Here is a 13,909-nt window from a genome sequence, read left to right as displayed (position 1 = left end):
TTTAAAATATTAAAAAATCTTTCGACTTTAGGGATTCTACTTCTATTTTATAAGAAGTAATAATTTGAGGTATTTTATTTATCATATCAATTGTTTTCACAATGTATTCTAAATCAAAATCTCCTTCTATTTTTAAAAAGAAATCAACTTTTTTTTTCTCAGGAACAAGATGTGTTATTGAATCGCTCTCAGAGAAAAAACCTGTTGTTACTGTTTTTTGGGTTAACTTATAAACATTGGCTATTAAAAACCAATCGTTATCTAACTCTGTATTTGTATATTCATATACCGAGTAAAAAGATTGCGTATTTTTTTTTGTGAAATCTAAATCATAACTCGCTTTACTAAAGCTGGTATGTAAATACTTATTTAGTAAATACGCTAGTTTATACTCATTAAGTACCGTATGAATACCTATTAATGCATAATCACTTGCACAAAACTCGTTAATATTCAATGTATAAGTAGCCATAAAAACAACTATTTGCTTTTGGCTAAATTACTGAATGTATCTAAAATATAATGTGAAATTTATGAAAACGTTTTCGTGCTAATGTTAAGAATTTTCCATTTGACTTTGCATTGCAAAATATACTCTTTTTGCAGCAATTTCTTCGGCTTTCTTTTTAGAGGTAGCTCTTCCTTTACCTATAATGTTTCCATCAATACTAACGCGCACACTAAAGTGTCTCTTACTTTGGTTTCCTGAATCTTCGTATGATTCGAATTTATACTTTTTCTTATTCTTTTGGCACCATTCTATAACAAATCCTTTATAACTAGATATTTTTCCCTCTAACCTTTCAATATCTACATAAGGCAATACTACTTGATCGTAAATAAATTGATTACAATAATTATAACCTCTATCTAAATAAATAGCACCAATTAGTGCCTCAAATATATTACCGTAAATATTATTACTAATATTAGCTGGTGGAATGTTACTTTTTACAAAACGAAGTAATTCTAAATCTTTACCTAAAGTATTTAAATGTGCCCTACTTACAACTTTAGATCGCATTTGAGTTAAATATCCTTCATCTCCTTCCGGAACTTTTTTATACAGGTAAGATGCCATTACTGACCCTAAAATAGCGTCACCTAAAAACTCTAATCGTTCGTAATTAATGGGGCGTCCTTTTTCATCCACTAATTTTAATGACCTATGTGTAAACGCTTTCTTATAATGTGAAAGTGTTATAGGTTTAAAATTGAGCAGCTCTTTTAATTCGTAGTAAAAATTTTCATCCTCTTTATTTTGTGGCTTAACTATTCTACGAAGAAAATTCATAAGAAATTAATCTAATTTTCTAAATACTACACAAGCATTATGACCACCAAAACCAAACGTGTTACTCATTGCTACTTTAACCTCTCTCTCTTGAGGTTTGTTTAACGTTAAGTTTAACTCAGAATTGATATTTTCATCAACATTTACATGATTAATTGTTGGAGGGATAACTCCGTGTTCCATCGCTAATATAGAAGCAATCGACTCTACCGCTCCAGCAGCACCAAGTAAGTGCCCTGTCATAGATTTTGTTGAATTAATATTGATGTTTTTAGCGTGTTTACCAAAAACTTCAGATATCGCTTTTAATTCTGCAACATCACCTAAAGGTGTAGAAGTACCATGTGTATTAATATGGTCTACATCTTCTGGCTTTAAACCTGCATTTTCAAGACAATTTTTCATTACAGCTATTACACCAATTCCATCAGGATGTGGTGCTGTCATATGGTAAGCGTCAGATGACATTCCTCCACCAATAACTTCTGCATAAATTTTTGCTCCACGTGCCTTAGCATGTTCGTATTCTTCTAACACAAGCGCTCCTGCTCCTTCTCCTAAAACAAAACCATCACGTTCGCCATCAAAAGGTTTTGAGGCTGATTTATAGTTTTCATTATTTGTAGAAAGTGCGTGCATTGCATTAAAACCTCCAACACCTGCATATGTAATAGCAGCTTCACTACCACCTGTTACAATAACATCACAGTGTCCGAGTCTTATGTAATTTAATGCATCGATCATCGCGTTTGCTGATGATGCACATGCAGATACCGTTGTATAATTAGGCCCCATAAATCCATTTTTAATAGAAATATGACCTGGTGCGATATCAGCAATCATTTTAGGAATAAAAAATGGGTTAAATCTTGGTGTACCGTCTCCAGCACCAAACTCCATAGCTTCGTTTTGAAAAGTTTCTAAACCTCCAATACCAGCTCCCCAAATTACTCCTACTCTAAACTTGTTAATTTCGTCTAGGTTTAGTTTCGAATCTACTATTGCTTCATCAGAAGCTACCATAGCATATTGCGTAAACCTATCCATTTTACGCGCATCTTTTCTGTTGATGAAATCTGTCGCGTTAAAGTTTTTTAACTCACATGCAAAACGAGTTTTGAACTTGGCAGCATCGAAATATGTTATAGGCGCAGCTCCGCTAACTCCGTTAACCAAGCTATCCCAATACTCTTCTATATTGTTTCCTATTGGCGTTAATGCGCCAAGTCCAGTTACTACAACTCGTTTTAATTGCATATAAATATTATTTTTTAGCTTCTTCGATATAGCTTACTGCCTGACCTACTGTACCAATGTTTTCTGCTTGATCGTCTGGAATTTGGATATCAAATTCTTTTTCGAATTCCATAATTAATTCTACAGTATCTAAAGAATCTGCTCCTAAATCATTTGTGAAGCTTGCTTCGTTAGTTACTTCGTTATCGTCTACTCCTAATTTATCTACGATAATCGCTTTTACTCTTGATGCTATGTCTGACATAATTTGTTTGTTTTAAAATTTAAAATCGAGGCAAAAATACAAATCTTAACTATTAATTCTAACTTTTGCTCAAAAATGTGAGCTCTAATATAAAAAAAATATTGAATATTTTGCTACAAACACCACCGTTGTTAATAATTATTCTTTTTTTTGTAGTAACAAAATACTTCTATTTATCATGAAACGTATCGTAATTTTTGCTTCTGGTTCTGGTTCTAATGCCGAAAACATCATAAAACACTTTCAAAATTCCAATATTGCTACTGTTACTCACGTGTTATCTAACAATGAACATGCCAAGGTTTTTGAAAGATGCGAACGTTTAAATGTAAATGCATCTTTGTTTGATAAAGAAAATTTTGAGAAAGAAGATACTGTTTTAAACTTTTTACATGTTGAAGCTGATATAATTATACTCGCTGGTTTTTTATGGCGCATTCCTGCTAAAATAGTTGCTGCTTTTCCTAATAAAATAATTAATATTCACCCTGCATTATTACCAAAATACGGCGGAAAAGGCATGTATGGCATGAATGTTCATAAGGCTGTAAAAGAAAACAATGAAACAGAAACGGGAATTACAATTCATTATGTAAACGAGAATTATGACGAAGGTGCTATTATTTCTCAAACAAAAACTGCACTTACAAATACCGATACTACTGGTGATATTGCAAATAAAATTCACCTGTTAGAACAAGAGCATTTCCCTAAAGTTATTGAAAATATAATTTTACAAAATGTCTAAAAAGAAAAAATACTACGTTGTTTGGAGAGGTAAAAAAACAGGTGTTTTTAACTCTTGGGATGTTTGCAAAAAACAAATCACAGGTTTTGAAAACGCACAGTATAAAGCCTTCATAGACAAAACTGCTGCTGAAATTGCTTTTACAAAAAGCTATAATGAATACATAGGTAAAGACACTAAAAAAGTTATTTTATCTGCTGAAGAAAAAGCCAAATGCGGAATTCCTGATTTAGAAAGTATTTCTGTAGATGCTGCTTGTGCTGGAAATCCTGGCGTAATGGAATACCGAGGAGTTTTAACAAAAACTAAAAAAGAAATCTTTAAAATGGGACCTTATAAAAAAGGAACCAATAATATTGGTGAGTTTTTGGCTTTGGTGCACGGAATTGCGCTCTTAAAGAATAAAAAAATGGACAACTATCCTATTTATTCAGATTCTAGAACAGCAATGAGTTGGGTTAAAAAAAAACAATGTAGAACTAACGTAACTTTTGACGCCAGTAATAAAGAGATTTTAGATCTAATAAAACGTGCCGAAAAATGGCTCAAAGAAAACACCTTTACAAACCCAATATTAAAATGGGAAACGAAGGCTTGGGGAGAGATTCCTGCTGATTTTGGTAGAAAATAAAATAACCGAGTAAAAAACTCGGTTATTTATATAAATCAATAAACTAACTAAATACTATTTAACTGCCATTTTTGTTTCTTCTCTCCAGGTCTGAACACTCGCTATAACATTATCTGAGTAATCAATTTCCTTTAAACCATCTTCTTTCCACATAAACCACTTCCCTACTTTTTTACCAGCATTGTAGTGTGCAATTGTTTTTTTATTTCCATTGGCATCAAAAGACGTCCAAGTTCCTGATAATTTTTTATCCTTAAAAAACCCTTGCTCTTTTACCTTACCATCTTTATAAAAATAAGTTGCTTTTACTAAATCACCTGATTTTTCAAATTTTGGTTCTATATCTTGAGCTCGTAGTAATGATACTGATAAAATACAAGCTGCTATTATTAATTTTTTCATATCTAAATTTTTATAATTAACACTTATAATCCAAATATATAAAAATATTTACACAATACAAACATTTAGATAACATTAATTTAACATTGCGATTATTCTTTTATGAATGAGTATTAATTTTTAAATTTGATTTTTAATGACTTAATCTTATAATTTTATTTACAACATGAATATTTCACAATATATTTTAACAGGGTTGGTTGCTTTAATTCATATATACATTATGATTTTAGAAATGGTTTTATGGACAAGACCTAAAGGAATAAAAACGTTTGGTTTAAAAAATAAAGAATTTGCTGAAGAAACAAAAGTACTCGCAGCAAACCAGGGTTTGTATAATGGTTTTTTAGCTGCTGGTTTAATTTGGGCTATATGCTCACAAAAAACAGATGTCGCTATTTTCTTTTTAACTTGTGTTTTTATAGCAGGTATTTATGGTTCTTATTCTACAAAAAAACCTAGAATTTTTATTATTCAATCTGTACCTGCTTTAATTGGTATTGTCTTGTTGATGCTGTAAATTGCAGTCACATAAAAGAAATAGTACTCGATACTAACTTTATTTATTAATTTTTAAATTATATACATGAAAGAATATTTAGATGAACTTCAAGTTTTATTAATAGAATACACTCCAAAACTTATAACGGCTATTGCTATTTTAGTTATTGGTTTGTTTATGATTAAAATGATGGTTAAGCTTTCTAAAAAAGTAATGACCAAACAAAATGTCGATCTAACGCTTCAAAAGTTTCTAGGTGATTTAGTTAGCTGGTCACTTAAAGCCTTATTGTTTGTTACCGTTATATCTCAACTAGGTGTTGCAACTACATCATTTGCTGCTATTTTAGGAGCCGCTGGTTTAGCCGTTGGTTTAGCATTACAAGGATCACTTGCTAATTTTGCTGGTGGTGCTTTAATTATGATGTTTAAGCCGTTTAAAATTGGTGATTTAATAGAAGCTCAAGGAATAACTGGTGTCGTAAAAGAAATACAAATCTTTAAAACTCATGTAAATACTCCTGGTAATAAATTAGCTATTATTCCTAACGGATCATTATCTAACGGAAATATTATTAATTATACTGCGGAAGGAAACTTAAGAGTAGATTTAACTTTTGGTGTTTCTTACGATGCAGATATTAAACAAACTAAAGAAGTTTTCTTGAAAGTTTTAACTTCTAATCCAAAAGTATTAAAAGACCCAGCACCGACAGCAAAAGTATCTGAGCTAGCAGATAGTTCTGTAAACTTTGCGGTTAGACCTTGGGTAAAAACTGAAGATTATTGGGATGTGCATTTTGAAACTATCGAAAGTGTAAAACTTGCCTTAGACGAAGCTGGAATAGACATTCCTTATCCACATACTGTTGAAATTCAGAAACAAGGTTAAACTTTCTTTTTTTCAGGAATAGCAATAAAATCTTTTAAGTAAAAGGGTTCAAAATAAGCGACATCTTCGATGTCGTTTTTTTTATACTTATTGTAACTCAATACTGCCATTTCTTTGGCTGACGGAAATTCATCTTCAATAAATACAGCGTTATCATGAATAATTACCTCTTTACATTTAGCTGCTCCATCACCTAAAAAATAAACTTTTCCTTTTGATAATTCCTCTTTAAAAGAATCTTCAGTAATTATTTCTGCTTTAATTTCTCTTACTTGCTCGTAAATTGAATTATAAACAGCTGAATATACTTCCATTCTTCGCGCATCTAGTAATGGCACTATCAATCCTTCTTCAATAGAAATACTATGTGCAAGTGATTTTAAAGTTTCTATAGAAATTAATGGCTTATCAATAGCAAAACACATTCCTTTTGCTGCAGAAACTCCTATGCGAAGCCCTGTATAAGACCCAGGACCTTTACTAACTGCTACTGCATCAAGATTACTTGTTATTACGTTAGCTTCTTTTAAAAGATCTTGAATAAAAGGGTGTAATTTTTCTGCATGAGAATAATTACCATCATTTAATTCTCTAATAGCTAAAACTTCTCCGTTTTTAGCCAAACTAACCGAACAATTTTTAGTTGCAGTTTCTATGTTAAGTATCAATGCCAAGTTGTAAAATTTTGAGCAAAGATAGTCTTAAAAAACAAAAAACTCATCAGCTAAAAAGCGATGAGTTTTATTAAAATATTGATTATGTTTTTAATCTAATAGAATATCTTCTCCGTAGTAAAACTTTAATACTTTGGTTGTAAATACGTAGTTATACTTTGCTCTAATCATTGTTCCTTCAGCGTTTACTAAACGATTACGAACCTGATCATAATCAAATTGTGTCATAGAACCATAATCATAACTTACTTGTGCATTTTTAAAAGCTTCTTTCTGTGCTTTTAGTGAAAGTTCTGATGCCTCAAATGATTTTGCCGCTGCTTTTGCATCCTGATAAGATTGCTCTATTGTTTGTTGTAATTGTAATTTTTGGCTATCTAATCTTGTTTCTGTAATTAGCTTACTAATTTTAGAACGTTGCACACTAGCATCCGTTTTAAAACCGTTAAAAATTGGAATATTAACATTAAAACCAACTCCATAACCTAAATTATTATCTAATTGAGTTAAAAAATCAGGATTAGAAAAACCTGTTGGTAAGTCTAAATTATATCCATAATTTGTTCCAACACTACCCGAAGCTGTTACAGATGGCATATATGCCGATCTTGCGATTGCAATAGAAAGATCTGCATTTTTAATATTTAATTTTGCTCTAGCAATTTCTGGCCTATTTGTTAAAGCCTTTTTATACACCTCTTCTGAAGTACTATATAACATTGCTGAAGATGGTGAATCTATTTCTATTTTCGCTACATCAAAATTATTAAAAGGCACTTGTAATAACTGTGATATATTAAGTAATGCTAAATTCAAAGCATTTTCTTGAGTAATTACGTTTTGTGCATCATTTGCCGCGGTAGACTGTACGTTTAACAAATCGCTTTTAGGAACTGCGCCAGCATCAAATTGTGCTTTTGCTCTCTCTATTTGCTTCTGGCTAATAGTTGCTTGAGTTGTTGCGACAAGTAAGTTTTCTTTAGCAAACAAAGCATTTAAATAAGAATTAACAACTCGTAAAGCTATATCATTCTCAATTACTTGTAAATCTAACTTACTTCCTTCTACACCTAATTGTGCTTGTTTATAGGTATTTAAAACTCTGTAACCATTAAAAACAGTAATACCCGAAGACAAACCAAAAGAACCACCAAAGTTACTTGTAGAAACTCTGTTGTTTGTAACAGGATCAAAACCTGAACCAAATCTTAAATTACCTCCTGTAGAAGCATTTAAAGATGGTAATTTATTTCCTTTGGCATTTTTAACATCTGTTTCTGCAATATCAATATTAAGCTGATTCTGCTTTATGGTAATATTGTTTTCTAGTGCGTGAGTAACACACTCTTTAAGTGTCCATTGTTTCTGAGAAAAACCAGCTAACGTTGTAAATAAAGCTGCTACTAATACAAATTTTGTTTTCAAGACGAATATTTTTTTGTTCATTATAGTTAGTCAATTTATGTTCCAAAAAAGGAACAAAACATAATTACCTATATGAGAGATAATTACGAAAATTGAAATCTTTTTAACTGTTTGATTATGAACGTTAATAGTCACAAAATCGAACAATTACTTTTTAGATTTTTTTATATGACGACTAAAAATAGAATTTGTTACAAAAACTCTTAGTTTAAAGTTTTATTTTTTGTCTTTTTATTATATCTGTAAATAAAGTATGCTAAAGTACCCACTAAGATATATGGAAAAACCATTAAATAGGTGATTCCGTTGTTAACTCCTTCAGCAATATCCTCACTACCACCTTCAACAACTGCCTTACACATAGCACATTGTGCTGATGCACTTGCGGAAAGAATTAGCAGAACAATAATTGAAAAATTTTTATACATAGTATGGAGATATCATTAAATATACAATTACACCAGTTACAGCAACATACAACCATAAAGGAAAAGTAATTTTTGCTATTTTTTTATGCTCAGGAAAATTCCCTAACCGTGCTCTCATAAACGTTATTAAAACAAAAGGAATTACTACGATAGATAGTATAATATGAGTTATTAAAATAAAAAAATAAATATATTTTACTACTCCTTCACCCCCAAAATTAGTAGAATCTGAGGTCATATGGTACGCTACATACATCACTAAAAATAATGCTGAACAGATAATTGCTAAGGTATTTAATTGTTCGTGTAACTTTTTATTTCCTTTTTTTATTGCAATAACTGACGCTACTAATAATACTGCTGTTAATCCGTTTACACTCGCATATATTGGAGGCAAAAATGACAACGGCTCAACGTTTGGAATTTTAATTCCGAATAAAGCTGCAACAGCTAACGGAATTAAAATTGAAACGATGGTTATTAATCTTTTATATTTTTTTCTTCAGTATTCATTTTATTCCTTCAATAATAATTTAATATCCTGTTTCAATTCTGTAATTTGATTTCCAAAACCGTGTTCATCTAATGCGCGATAATACATAATCGGGTTTCCATGTTCGTCATAACGAGAACGTATGTATCCATTTTTATCAACTAAAGCAAATAAACCTGAATGTTCAAATCCGCCATGAGAAACCTCTCCTTTACCTGCAAACAATTTAAAACCTTCGTTAGATAAACCATATACCGTCTCTTCTGATTTGCCAGTTAGTAAGTGCCAATTTTTATGGTTAATTCCATTTTTTTGGGCGTACATTTTTAATTGATTTGGAGTATCAATTTCTGGTGTGATAGAAAAAGAGGCGATTCCGAAGTTAGGATTCCCCATAAATTCATTCTGAATGGTAACCATTTCAGCATTCATTAAAGGGCAAATTGTTGGACAAGTAGCAAAGAAAAACTCGACAACAAAAACCTTATCATCAAAATTCTTATTCGTAATTGTTTTACCATCTTGATTTATAAATTCAAAAGCAGGAACTTTATTGAATTTGTGTAAATCAGCAGTTTGAAAATGTTTTATAATCTTTGGTACGGCATAGATACCAAACAATAAAATAATAAAAGAAATACCTACGTATGAATATTTATTTTTTTTCATTTGAAATGCTGTTTTTTCTTCGATCATCACTACTGTTATTCTTCTTCAATGCTAACTTATATTCTACTAAAACAACGCTGATATCATCAACCATATCGTTTTTAAGTTCTGCTACAGATTTCATTGTATAGCCAAATAAGTTTTTATCTTCTAAACTATTAATAGTTGATTTACCTCTTCTTAAATTAAGTTCTTTATCTATAATATAAGCTTTTGGTGAATGAAAATTTTCATCTAAGGTACTTTTAGTTTTAAAACTTTCATGTAACGCCTGCATCTCTTCAGGAGAAGCAAATACAAAGTTCCATCGAGTTAAATCGGTATTAACACTTAACATTTTTTTCAAGTCTTCTACTGCTTCTCTTTGACTCTCGTCAACTAAAGAAATCATTTGAAAACTTACATAATTAGAAAAATTATTGTAAATTTTTTCCTTTAAATTATAAACCTCTCCTTTTACGAAGTTAATATCGTTTCCTAAAAAAGTAACTACGGTAACTCTTTTATCAAAAGAAATGCTTTTATCAATTAAAGAAATATCTATAACATCTTTAGATACTATTGGTAATTTCCCAAAATTATGTGTTCCTAATTGTAATAATACATAGAATAACAATGGCACTATAAATAGTGCAAACAAGACAATAAATTTTTTAGCTTTACCCATTTCAGTTCTAATTAAAGTCAAAAAAAGGTGGTTAAAACCACCTTTTTTTAAAAATATTATTTGATTACCATTTTACTAATGGCGCCAATGTTTCATGTAAATAACCTCCTTCTATTAAAACTATAAATAATAGATAAGAAACTAAAAAGACTAATACCCAAACAATTGCTCTTCTAAACCATGTTTTTTCACCCTCTAAGTGCATAAATGCCCAAGCAATATAGTATGCTTTTACTAGCGTTAAGATGATAAAAAACCAGTTTAACCAGCTCGTTCCCCATCCATGTAAATGCATTGCATCTGGTTTAACAATACCAAAAGCTACTTCTACAGTCGTTATAATTGTTAAGATTGCTAAAACAATCCAAATTCTTTTTTTATTTGATTCGTGTGCGTGACCCATTTTTAATATCGCTTTTAAATTATACTAAGTAGAAGAAGGTAAATACAAATACCCAAACTAAATCTACAAAGTGCCAATATAAACCTACTTTTTCTACCATTTCATAATGTCCTCTACGCTCGTATGTACCTAGTACAACGTTAAAGAAGATAATGATATTAATGATGATTCCTGATAATACGTGAAAACCATGAAAACCTGTAATAAAGAAAAAGAAATCTGCAAAGATTGGATTACCATATTCATTCACCTCTAAGTTTGCTCCTTCAACAACTTGATTTGCTAAAGCTAATTTCGCTAAACTTTCTGCTCTTGATAAAATTACTTTTTGCTTCGTTTTAGGGTTTAATTGCTCTGTTCTAATTAACAAAGATGGATCTGCTTTAAAAGCCTCTTGAACTTGTGCTACTGAATACTGAGAAATTGTTTCTTCTTTTTCAAACCACAATCCGTTTTCACGAGTATGCTCTACTCTATCATCTTTTCTCTCAACATGTACAAAGTCAGCTAAAGCGATTTGATGGTACTTAGGTTTACCTTCATCATCAACACCATCTTGCTTTGCAAACTGTAAAATATGATTGTTAGAAGTTTTAACCGCTCCGTAAGAACCGTTAATAAAATTTTTCCATTCCCATGCCTGAGATCCAACGAAAATAATTCCGAAAATAATGGTAGCAAACATGTACCAAGCTACTTTCTTCTTTTTCATTTGATGACCAGCATCAACAGCTAATACCATTGTTACCGATGATATAATTAAAATAAATGTCATTAGCGCAACATAATACATCGGTGCATGTACACCATGTAGTCCCGGAAAGTGAGTAAACACCTCATCGGCAATTGGCCATGAATCAATAAATTTAAAACGTGTTAAACCATACGCTGCTAAAAAACCTGAAAAAGTTAATGCATCAGAAACGATGAAAAACCACATCATCATTTTACCATAACTAGCGCCAAATGGTTTTTCACCACCTCCGCTCCAAGTTTCTTTGTTATCAGAATTTACAGCATTATTTGCTTCCATAAATCTCTTTTTGTTAATTTTTGTTAAAACAGTGCGCCAAAATTACGCATTTTTCATCATCTTATGAAATAGAAAAAGAAAAATAGATAAATCCATAAAACATCTACGAAATGCCAAAAGATTCCACCTAGCTCAAACCCAAGCATATCCGATGCTGAATATTTCTTTTTAAAATGATTATAAATAACCACCAAGAGCACAATTATACCCGCTAACAGGTGTAAAACGTGCATAAATGTTATCCCTAATATAAAAGATGTAGACACAGTACTCTCTGGTCCGGTAAAATATAACCCTACAGATTTTAATTCATTAAAACCTACATATTGATACCATACAAACCCTAAACCCAATATTAAAGCGACCAATAAAAGCCCTAATGAAGCTTTTAAATTATCTTTTTTTAAAAATTTTTGAGAGAAAATTAAGGTAATACTGCTTAACACTATTAAAACAGTACTAATATAAAAAGCTTGAGGTAAATCGAAACTAACCCAATCATCACGCTTCATACTTATAACATAAGCACTTGTTAATCCTGCAAAAAACATTACCATACTAATCATCGAAACCCATAACATTGGTTTTGCTGATTTTCTCTTACCTGCTTTTAATTCTTCTTGTAACGTTTGTTTACTCATTAGTGTAAAAATTTATCTACCACATAAATTATGGGTACGATTGTAATATAAAAAACACTGGCTAGCATTAATTTTCTAGCATCTGTATTTTCTTCTGATTTGTATAATTGAAAAGCGTAATACAACATTAACACACCTAGCAATAATACTATTACTGCTGTTAATGGATAAATGTAAAAACTACCTGTTACTTTTAAAACCGGAGCAACCGACATTAAAATCATAATACAGGTATAAAAAATTATTTGCACAATAGCTCCTTTGTCTTTTTTATCCATAGGAAGCATATGAAGACCTGCTTTATTATACTCTTCAAACTGTAACCAACCTATTGCCCAAAAATGTGGGAATTGCCAAAAAAACTGAATCATAAATAAAAAACCAGCTTCAACACCAAACTCGCCTGTTGCAGCAACCCATCCTAGCATAAAAGGAATTGCACCAGGAATGGCACCTACAAAAACAGCTAAAGGTGTTACAGCCTTTAAAGGCGTATAAGCACTTGTGTATAAAAAAATAGAAATTGCACCAAACAAAGCACATTTAGGATCTATTACATATAATATACCAATACCTGCAATCGTAAAAACAATTGCAATTGTTAACGCTACCGTTACGCTCATTCTACCTGCTGGCAAAGGGCGATTTTTAGTACGCTGCATTAACGAATCAATATCTTTCTCTATAACTTGGTTAAATGCATTAGATGCACCTACCATTAAGTACCCTCCCAATGACAATAATAAAACTATAGTATAATCAATTATTTCTGCCCCCAACAAATAACCTGTAACTGATGTAAAAACAACACTTATAGACAAACCAACCTTGGTTAATTGTTTAAAATCGTTAAACATTGATTTGAAAGAGGGTTTAATATGTACTGGTGAGATAGAATCCACTTCTAGTTTTATTTTTCGCAAAGATATTTCTTTCTTCTTTAATGACCATAAAAAAAAATAGTAATCGAAATATAAAAAAATTAAAAAATTATTTTGCCGTTTAAAAAAAGGTGTTATATTTGCACCCGCATTGAAAGCAATGCAACGTTCTTTAAAATAATTTTTGACTACGCGAAAGTAGCTCAGGGGTAGAGCATCACCTTGCCAAGGTGGGGGTCGCGGGTTCAAATCCCGTCTTTCGCTCTGAGACTTTCTTAAAAAATATACCAAGTTTGATTGTAATGCAATCAAATCACGCTGAAGTGGTGGAATTGGTAGACACGTTGGACTTAAAATCCAATGACCCTTGGGTCGTGCGGGTTCAAGTCCCGCCTTCAGTACTAAACCTCGCTTTTATTAGCGAGGTTTATTTTAAGAAAGCAGTCAAAAACATATAGATATACCAGCTGAAGTGGTGGAATTGGTAGACACGTTGGACTTAAAATCCAATGACCCTTGGGTCGTGCGGGTTCAAGTCCCGCCTTCAGTACTAAACCTTAACATTTATTTGTTAAGGTTTTTTTATTTTATAAACTTCCCTCCTATCTCTTTATATAAGATTCCTA

At 31.3% G+C, this 13,909-nt stretch carries 19 protein-coding genes and 3 tRNA genes; 7 read left to right on the top strand and 15 right to left on the bottom strand.

Annotation, left to right across the window (positions count from 1 at the left end; all coding sequences use genetic code 11):
• Position 1: 1 nt before the first annotated feature.
• The 4 genes from RRF68_RS10290 to RRF68_RS10275 form a co-directional block, all read right to left on the bottom strand.
• Positions 2-472 (bottom strand): IPExxxVDY family protein, encoded by a 471-nt coding sequence (locus RRF68_RS10290; protein ID WP_315944287.1) that lies wholly within the window; start codon positions 470-472, stop codon positions 2-4.
• 84 nt (positions 473-556) lie between these two features.
• Positions 557-1,294, bottom strand: coding sequence for a ribonuclease III (rnc, locus tag RRF68_RS10285; protein ID WP_275315315.1), 738 nt, complete (start codon positions 1,292-1,294; stop codon positions 557-559).
• 6 nt (positions 1,295-1,300) lie between these two features.
• The gene (gene fabF / locus RRF68_RS10280; protein ID WP_315944286.1) at positions 1,301-2,551 is read right to left on the bottom strand and encodes a beta-ketoacyl-ACP synthase II; all 1,251 of its coding nucleotides are present in this window, start codon (positions 2,549-2,551) and stop codon (positions 1,301-1,303) included.
• 7 nt (positions 2,552-2,558) lie between these two features.
• On the bottom strand, positions 2,559-2,795 hold the full coding sequence (locus RRF68_RS10275) for an acyl carrier protein (protein WP_068702406.1): 237 nt from the start codon (positions 2,793-2,795) through the stop codon (positions 2,559-2,561).
• Positions 2,796-2,973: 178 nt separating this feature from the next.
• Between RRF68_RS10275 and RRF68_RS10270 the strand changes: the two genes are divergently transcribed.
• Entirely contained in the window at positions 2,974-3,543 is a 570-nt protein-coding gene (locus tag RRF68_RS10270) for a phosphoribosylglycinamide formyltransferase (RefSeq protein ID WP_315944285.1), read from the top strand.
• Positions 3,536-4,174 carry a viroplasmin family protein gene (locus tag RRF68_RS10265; RefSeq protein WP_218772034.1) on the top strand — a complete coding sequence of 213 codons (639 nt, stop codon included), beginning with the start codon at positions 3,536-3,538 and terminating at the stop codon, positions 4,172-4,174. The genes RRF68_RS10270 and RRF68_RS10265 overlap by 8 nt, the downstream gene beginning before the upstream one ends.
• A gap of 54 nt (positions 4,175-4,228) precedes the next feature.
• On the opposite strand, the gene RRF68_RS10260 is transcribed toward RRF68_RS10265, so the two are convergent.
• Positions 4,229-4,576, bottom strand: coding sequence for a nicotinic acid mononucleotide adenyltransferase (locus RRF68_RS10260; protein WP_315944284.1), 348 nt, complete (start codon positions 4,574-4,576; stop codon positions 4,229-4,231).
• Positions 4,577-4,742: 166 nt separating this feature from the next.
• Between RRF68_RS10260 and RRF68_RS10255 the strand changes: the two genes are divergently transcribed.
• Both RRF68_RS10255 and RRF68_RS10250 read left to right on the top strand, forming a co-directional pair.
• Positions 4,743-5,096: a DUF1304 domain-containing protein gene (locus RRF68_RS10255; RefSeq protein WP_218772032.1), complete on the top strand. Its 354-nt coding sequence runs from the start codon at positions 4,743-4,745 to the stop codon at positions 5,094-5,096.
• A gap of 66 nt (positions 5,097-5,162) precedes the next feature.
• Positions 5,163-5,969: a mechanosensitive ion channel family protein gene (locus RRF68_RS10250; RefSeq protein ID WP_315944283.1), complete on the top strand. Its 807-nt coding sequence runs from the start codon at positions 5,163-5,165 to the stop codon at positions 5,967-5,969.
• On the opposite strand, the gene tsaB is transcribed toward RRF68_RS10250, so the two are convergent.
• From tsaB to cyoE, 10 genes are all read right to left on the bottom strand, one after another.
• Complete coding sequence (gene tsaB / locus RRF68_RS10245) at positions 5,966-6,643, bottom strand: tRNA (adenosine(37)-N6)-threonylcarbamoyltransferase complex dimerization subunit type 1 TsaB (RefSeq protein WP_218772030.1); 678 nt, start codon at positions 6,641-6,643, stop codon at positions 5,966-5,968. The two genes, RRF68_RS10250 and tsaB, sit on opposite strands and share 4 nt — an antisense overlap.
• Positions 6,644-6,733: 90 nt before the next feature.
• Entirely contained in the window at positions 6,734-8,068 is a 1,335-nt protein-coding gene (locus tag RRF68_RS10240) for a TolC family protein (protein ID WP_315944282.1), read from the bottom strand.
• Positions 8,069-8,271: 203 nt separating this feature from the next.
• Positions 8,272-8,430 carry a hypothetical protein gene (locus RRF68_RS10235; RefSeq protein ID WP_315944281.1) on the bottom strand — a complete coding sequence of 53 codons (159 nt, stop codon included), beginning with the start codon at positions 8,428-8,430 and terminating at the stop codon, positions 8,272-8,274.
• A 58-nt stretch (positions 8,431-8,488) separates the two neighbouring features.
• Positions 8,489-8,977, bottom strand: coding sequence for a DUF420 domain-containing protein (locus RRF68_RS10230; RefSeq protein ID WP_315945374.1), 489 nt, complete (start codon positions 8,975-8,977; stop codon positions 8,489-8,491).
• 33 nt (positions 8,978-9,010) lie between these two features.
• On the bottom strand, positions 9,011-9,658 hold the full coding sequence (locus RRF68_RS10225) for an SCO family protein (protein ID WP_315944280.1): 648 nt from the start codon (positions 9,656-9,658) through the stop codon (positions 9,011-9,013).
• Positions 9,645-10,325 carry a hypothetical protein gene (locus tag RRF68_RS10220; protein ID WP_315944279.1) on the bottom strand — a complete coding sequence of 227 codons (681 nt, stop codon included), beginning with the start codon at positions 10,323-10,325 and terminating at the stop codon, positions 9,645-9,647. Before RRF68_RS10220 ends, RRF68_RS10225 begins: the two co-directional genes overlap by 14 nt.
• Positions 10,326-10,389: 64 nt before the next feature.
• Positions 10,390-10,728: a cytochrome C oxidase subunit IV family protein gene (locus RRF68_RS10215; RefSeq protein ID WP_218772024.1), complete on the bottom strand. Its 339-nt coding sequence runs from the start codon at positions 10,726-10,728 to the stop codon at positions 10,390-10,392.
• A gap of 19 nt (positions 10,729-10,747) precedes the next feature.
• Positions 10,748-11,761: a cytochrome c oxidase subunit 3 gene (locus tag RRF68_RS10210; RefSeq protein ID WP_315944278.1), complete on the bottom strand. Its 1,014-nt coding sequence runs from the start codon at positions 11,759-11,761 to the stop codon at positions 10,748-10,750.
• A 56-nt stretch (positions 11,762-11,817) separates the two neighbouring features.
• Positions 11,818-12,402: a cytochrome c oxidase subunit 3 gene (locus RRF68_RS10205; protein ID WP_315944277.1), complete on the bottom strand. Its 585-nt coding sequence runs from the start codon at positions 12,400-12,402 to the stop codon at positions 11,818-11,820.
• A complete protein-coding gene (gene cyoE, locus RRF68_RS10200; protein WP_315944276.1) occupies positions 12,402-13,259 on the bottom strand; it encodes a heme o synthase in 858 nt (285 codons plus the stop codon). The genes RRF68_RS10205 and cyoE overlap by 1 nt, the downstream gene beginning before the upstream one ends.
• Before the next feature lie 216 nt (positions 13,260-13,475).
• Here cyoE and RRF68_RS10195 point away from each other — a divergent pair.
• The 3 genes from RRF68_RS10195 to RRF68_RS10185 all read left to right on the top strand — a co-directional run bounded on the left by RRF68_RS10195 (position 13,476) and on the right by RRF68_RS10185 (position 13,833).
• Positions 13,476-13,547: transfer RNA gene (locus RRF68_RS10195), tRNA-Gly, on the top strand.
• A 53-nt stretch (positions 13,548-13,600) separates the two neighbouring features.
• Positions 13,601-13,684 (top strand) — tRNA-Leu (locus RRF68_RS10190).
• Between the two features lie 65 nt (positions 13,685-13,749).
• A tRNA-Leu gene (locus RRF68_RS10185) sits at positions 13,750-13,833 on the top strand.
• Positions 13,834-13,909: the final 76 nt, after the last annotated feature.

It is taken from the genome of Tenacibaculum sp. HL-MS23 (genome assembly GCF_032463465.1).
Classification (GTDB): Bacteria; Bacteroidota; Bacteroidia; order Flavobacteriales; family Flavobacteriaceae; genus Polaribacter; species Polaribacter bernardetii.
Note: the sequence above shows the minus strand (reverse complement) of the source record. Positions and strands in the feature narration are given on the sequence as shown.

What these genes read in the sequence shown, in the direction of transcription:
- RRF68_RS10290 (WP_315944287.1), bottom strand. Translation starts at nt 472, where the DNA reads ATGGCTACTTATACATTGAATATTAACGAGTTTTGTGCAAGTGATTAT.
- rnc (WP_275315315.1), bottom strand. Translation starts at nt 1,294, where the DNA reads ATGAATTTTCTTCGTAGAATAGTTAAGCCACAAAATAAAGAGGATGAA.
- fabF (WP_315944286.1), bottom strand. Translation starts at nt 2,551, where the DNA reads ATGCAATTAAAACGAGTTGTAGTAACTGGACTTGGCGCATTAACGCCA.
- RRF68_RS10275 (WP_068702406.1), bottom strand. Translation starts at nt 2,795, where the DNA reads ATGTCAGACATAGCATCAAGAGTAAAAGCGATTATCGTAGATAAATTA.
- RRF68_RS10270 (WP_315944285.1), top strand. Translation starts at nt 2,974, where the DNA reads ATGAAACGTATCGTAATTTTTGCTTCTGGTTCTGGTTCTAATGCCGAA.
- RRF68_RS10265 (WP_218772034.1), top strand. Translation starts at nt 3,536, where the DNA reads ATGTCTAAAAAGAAAAAATACTACGTTGTTTGGAGAGGTAAAAAAACA.
- RRF68_RS10260 (WP_315944284.1), bottom strand. Translation starts at nt 4,576, where the DNA reads ATGAAAAAATTAATAATAGCAGCTTGTATTTTATCAGTATCATTACTA.
- RRF68_RS10255 (WP_218772032.1), top strand. Translation starts at nt 4,743, where the DNA reads ATGAATATTTCACAATATATTTTAACAGGGTTGGTTGCTTTAATTCAT.
- RRF68_RS10250 (WP_315944283.1), top strand. Translation starts at nt 5,163, where the DNA reads ATGAAAGAATATTTAGATGAACTTCAAGTTTTATTAATAGAATACACT.
- RRF68_RS10235 (WP_315944281.1), bottom strand. Translation starts at nt 8,430, where the DNA reads ATGTGTAAGGCAGTTGTTGAAGGTGGTAGTGAGGATATTGCTGAAGGA.
- RRF68_RS10225 (WP_315944280.1), bottom strand. Translation starts at nt 9,658, where the DNA reads ATGAAAAAAAATAAATATTCATACGTAGGTATTTCTTTTATTATTTTA.
- RRF68_RS10220 (WP_315944279.1), bottom strand. Translation starts at nt 10,325, where the DNA reads ATGGGTAAAGCTAAAAAATTTATTGTCTTGTTTGCACTATTTATAGTG.
- RRF68_RS10215 (WP_218772024.1), bottom strand. Translation starts at nt 10,728, where the DNA reads ATGGGTCACGCACACGAATCAAATAAAAAAAGAATTTGGATTGTTTTA.
- RRF68_RS10210 (WP_315944278.1), bottom strand. Translation starts at nt 11,761, where the DNA reads ATGGAAGCAAATAATGCTGTAAATTCTGATAACAAAGAAACTTGGAGC.
- RRF68_RS10205 (WP_315944277.1), bottom strand. Translation starts at nt 12,402, where the DNA reads ATGAGTAAACAAACGTTACAAGAAGAATTAAAAGCAGGTAAGAGAAAA.
- cyoE (WP_315944276.1), bottom strand. Translation starts at nt 13,259, where the DNA reads ATGTTTAACGATTTTAAACAATTAACCAAGGTTGGTTTGTCTATAAGT.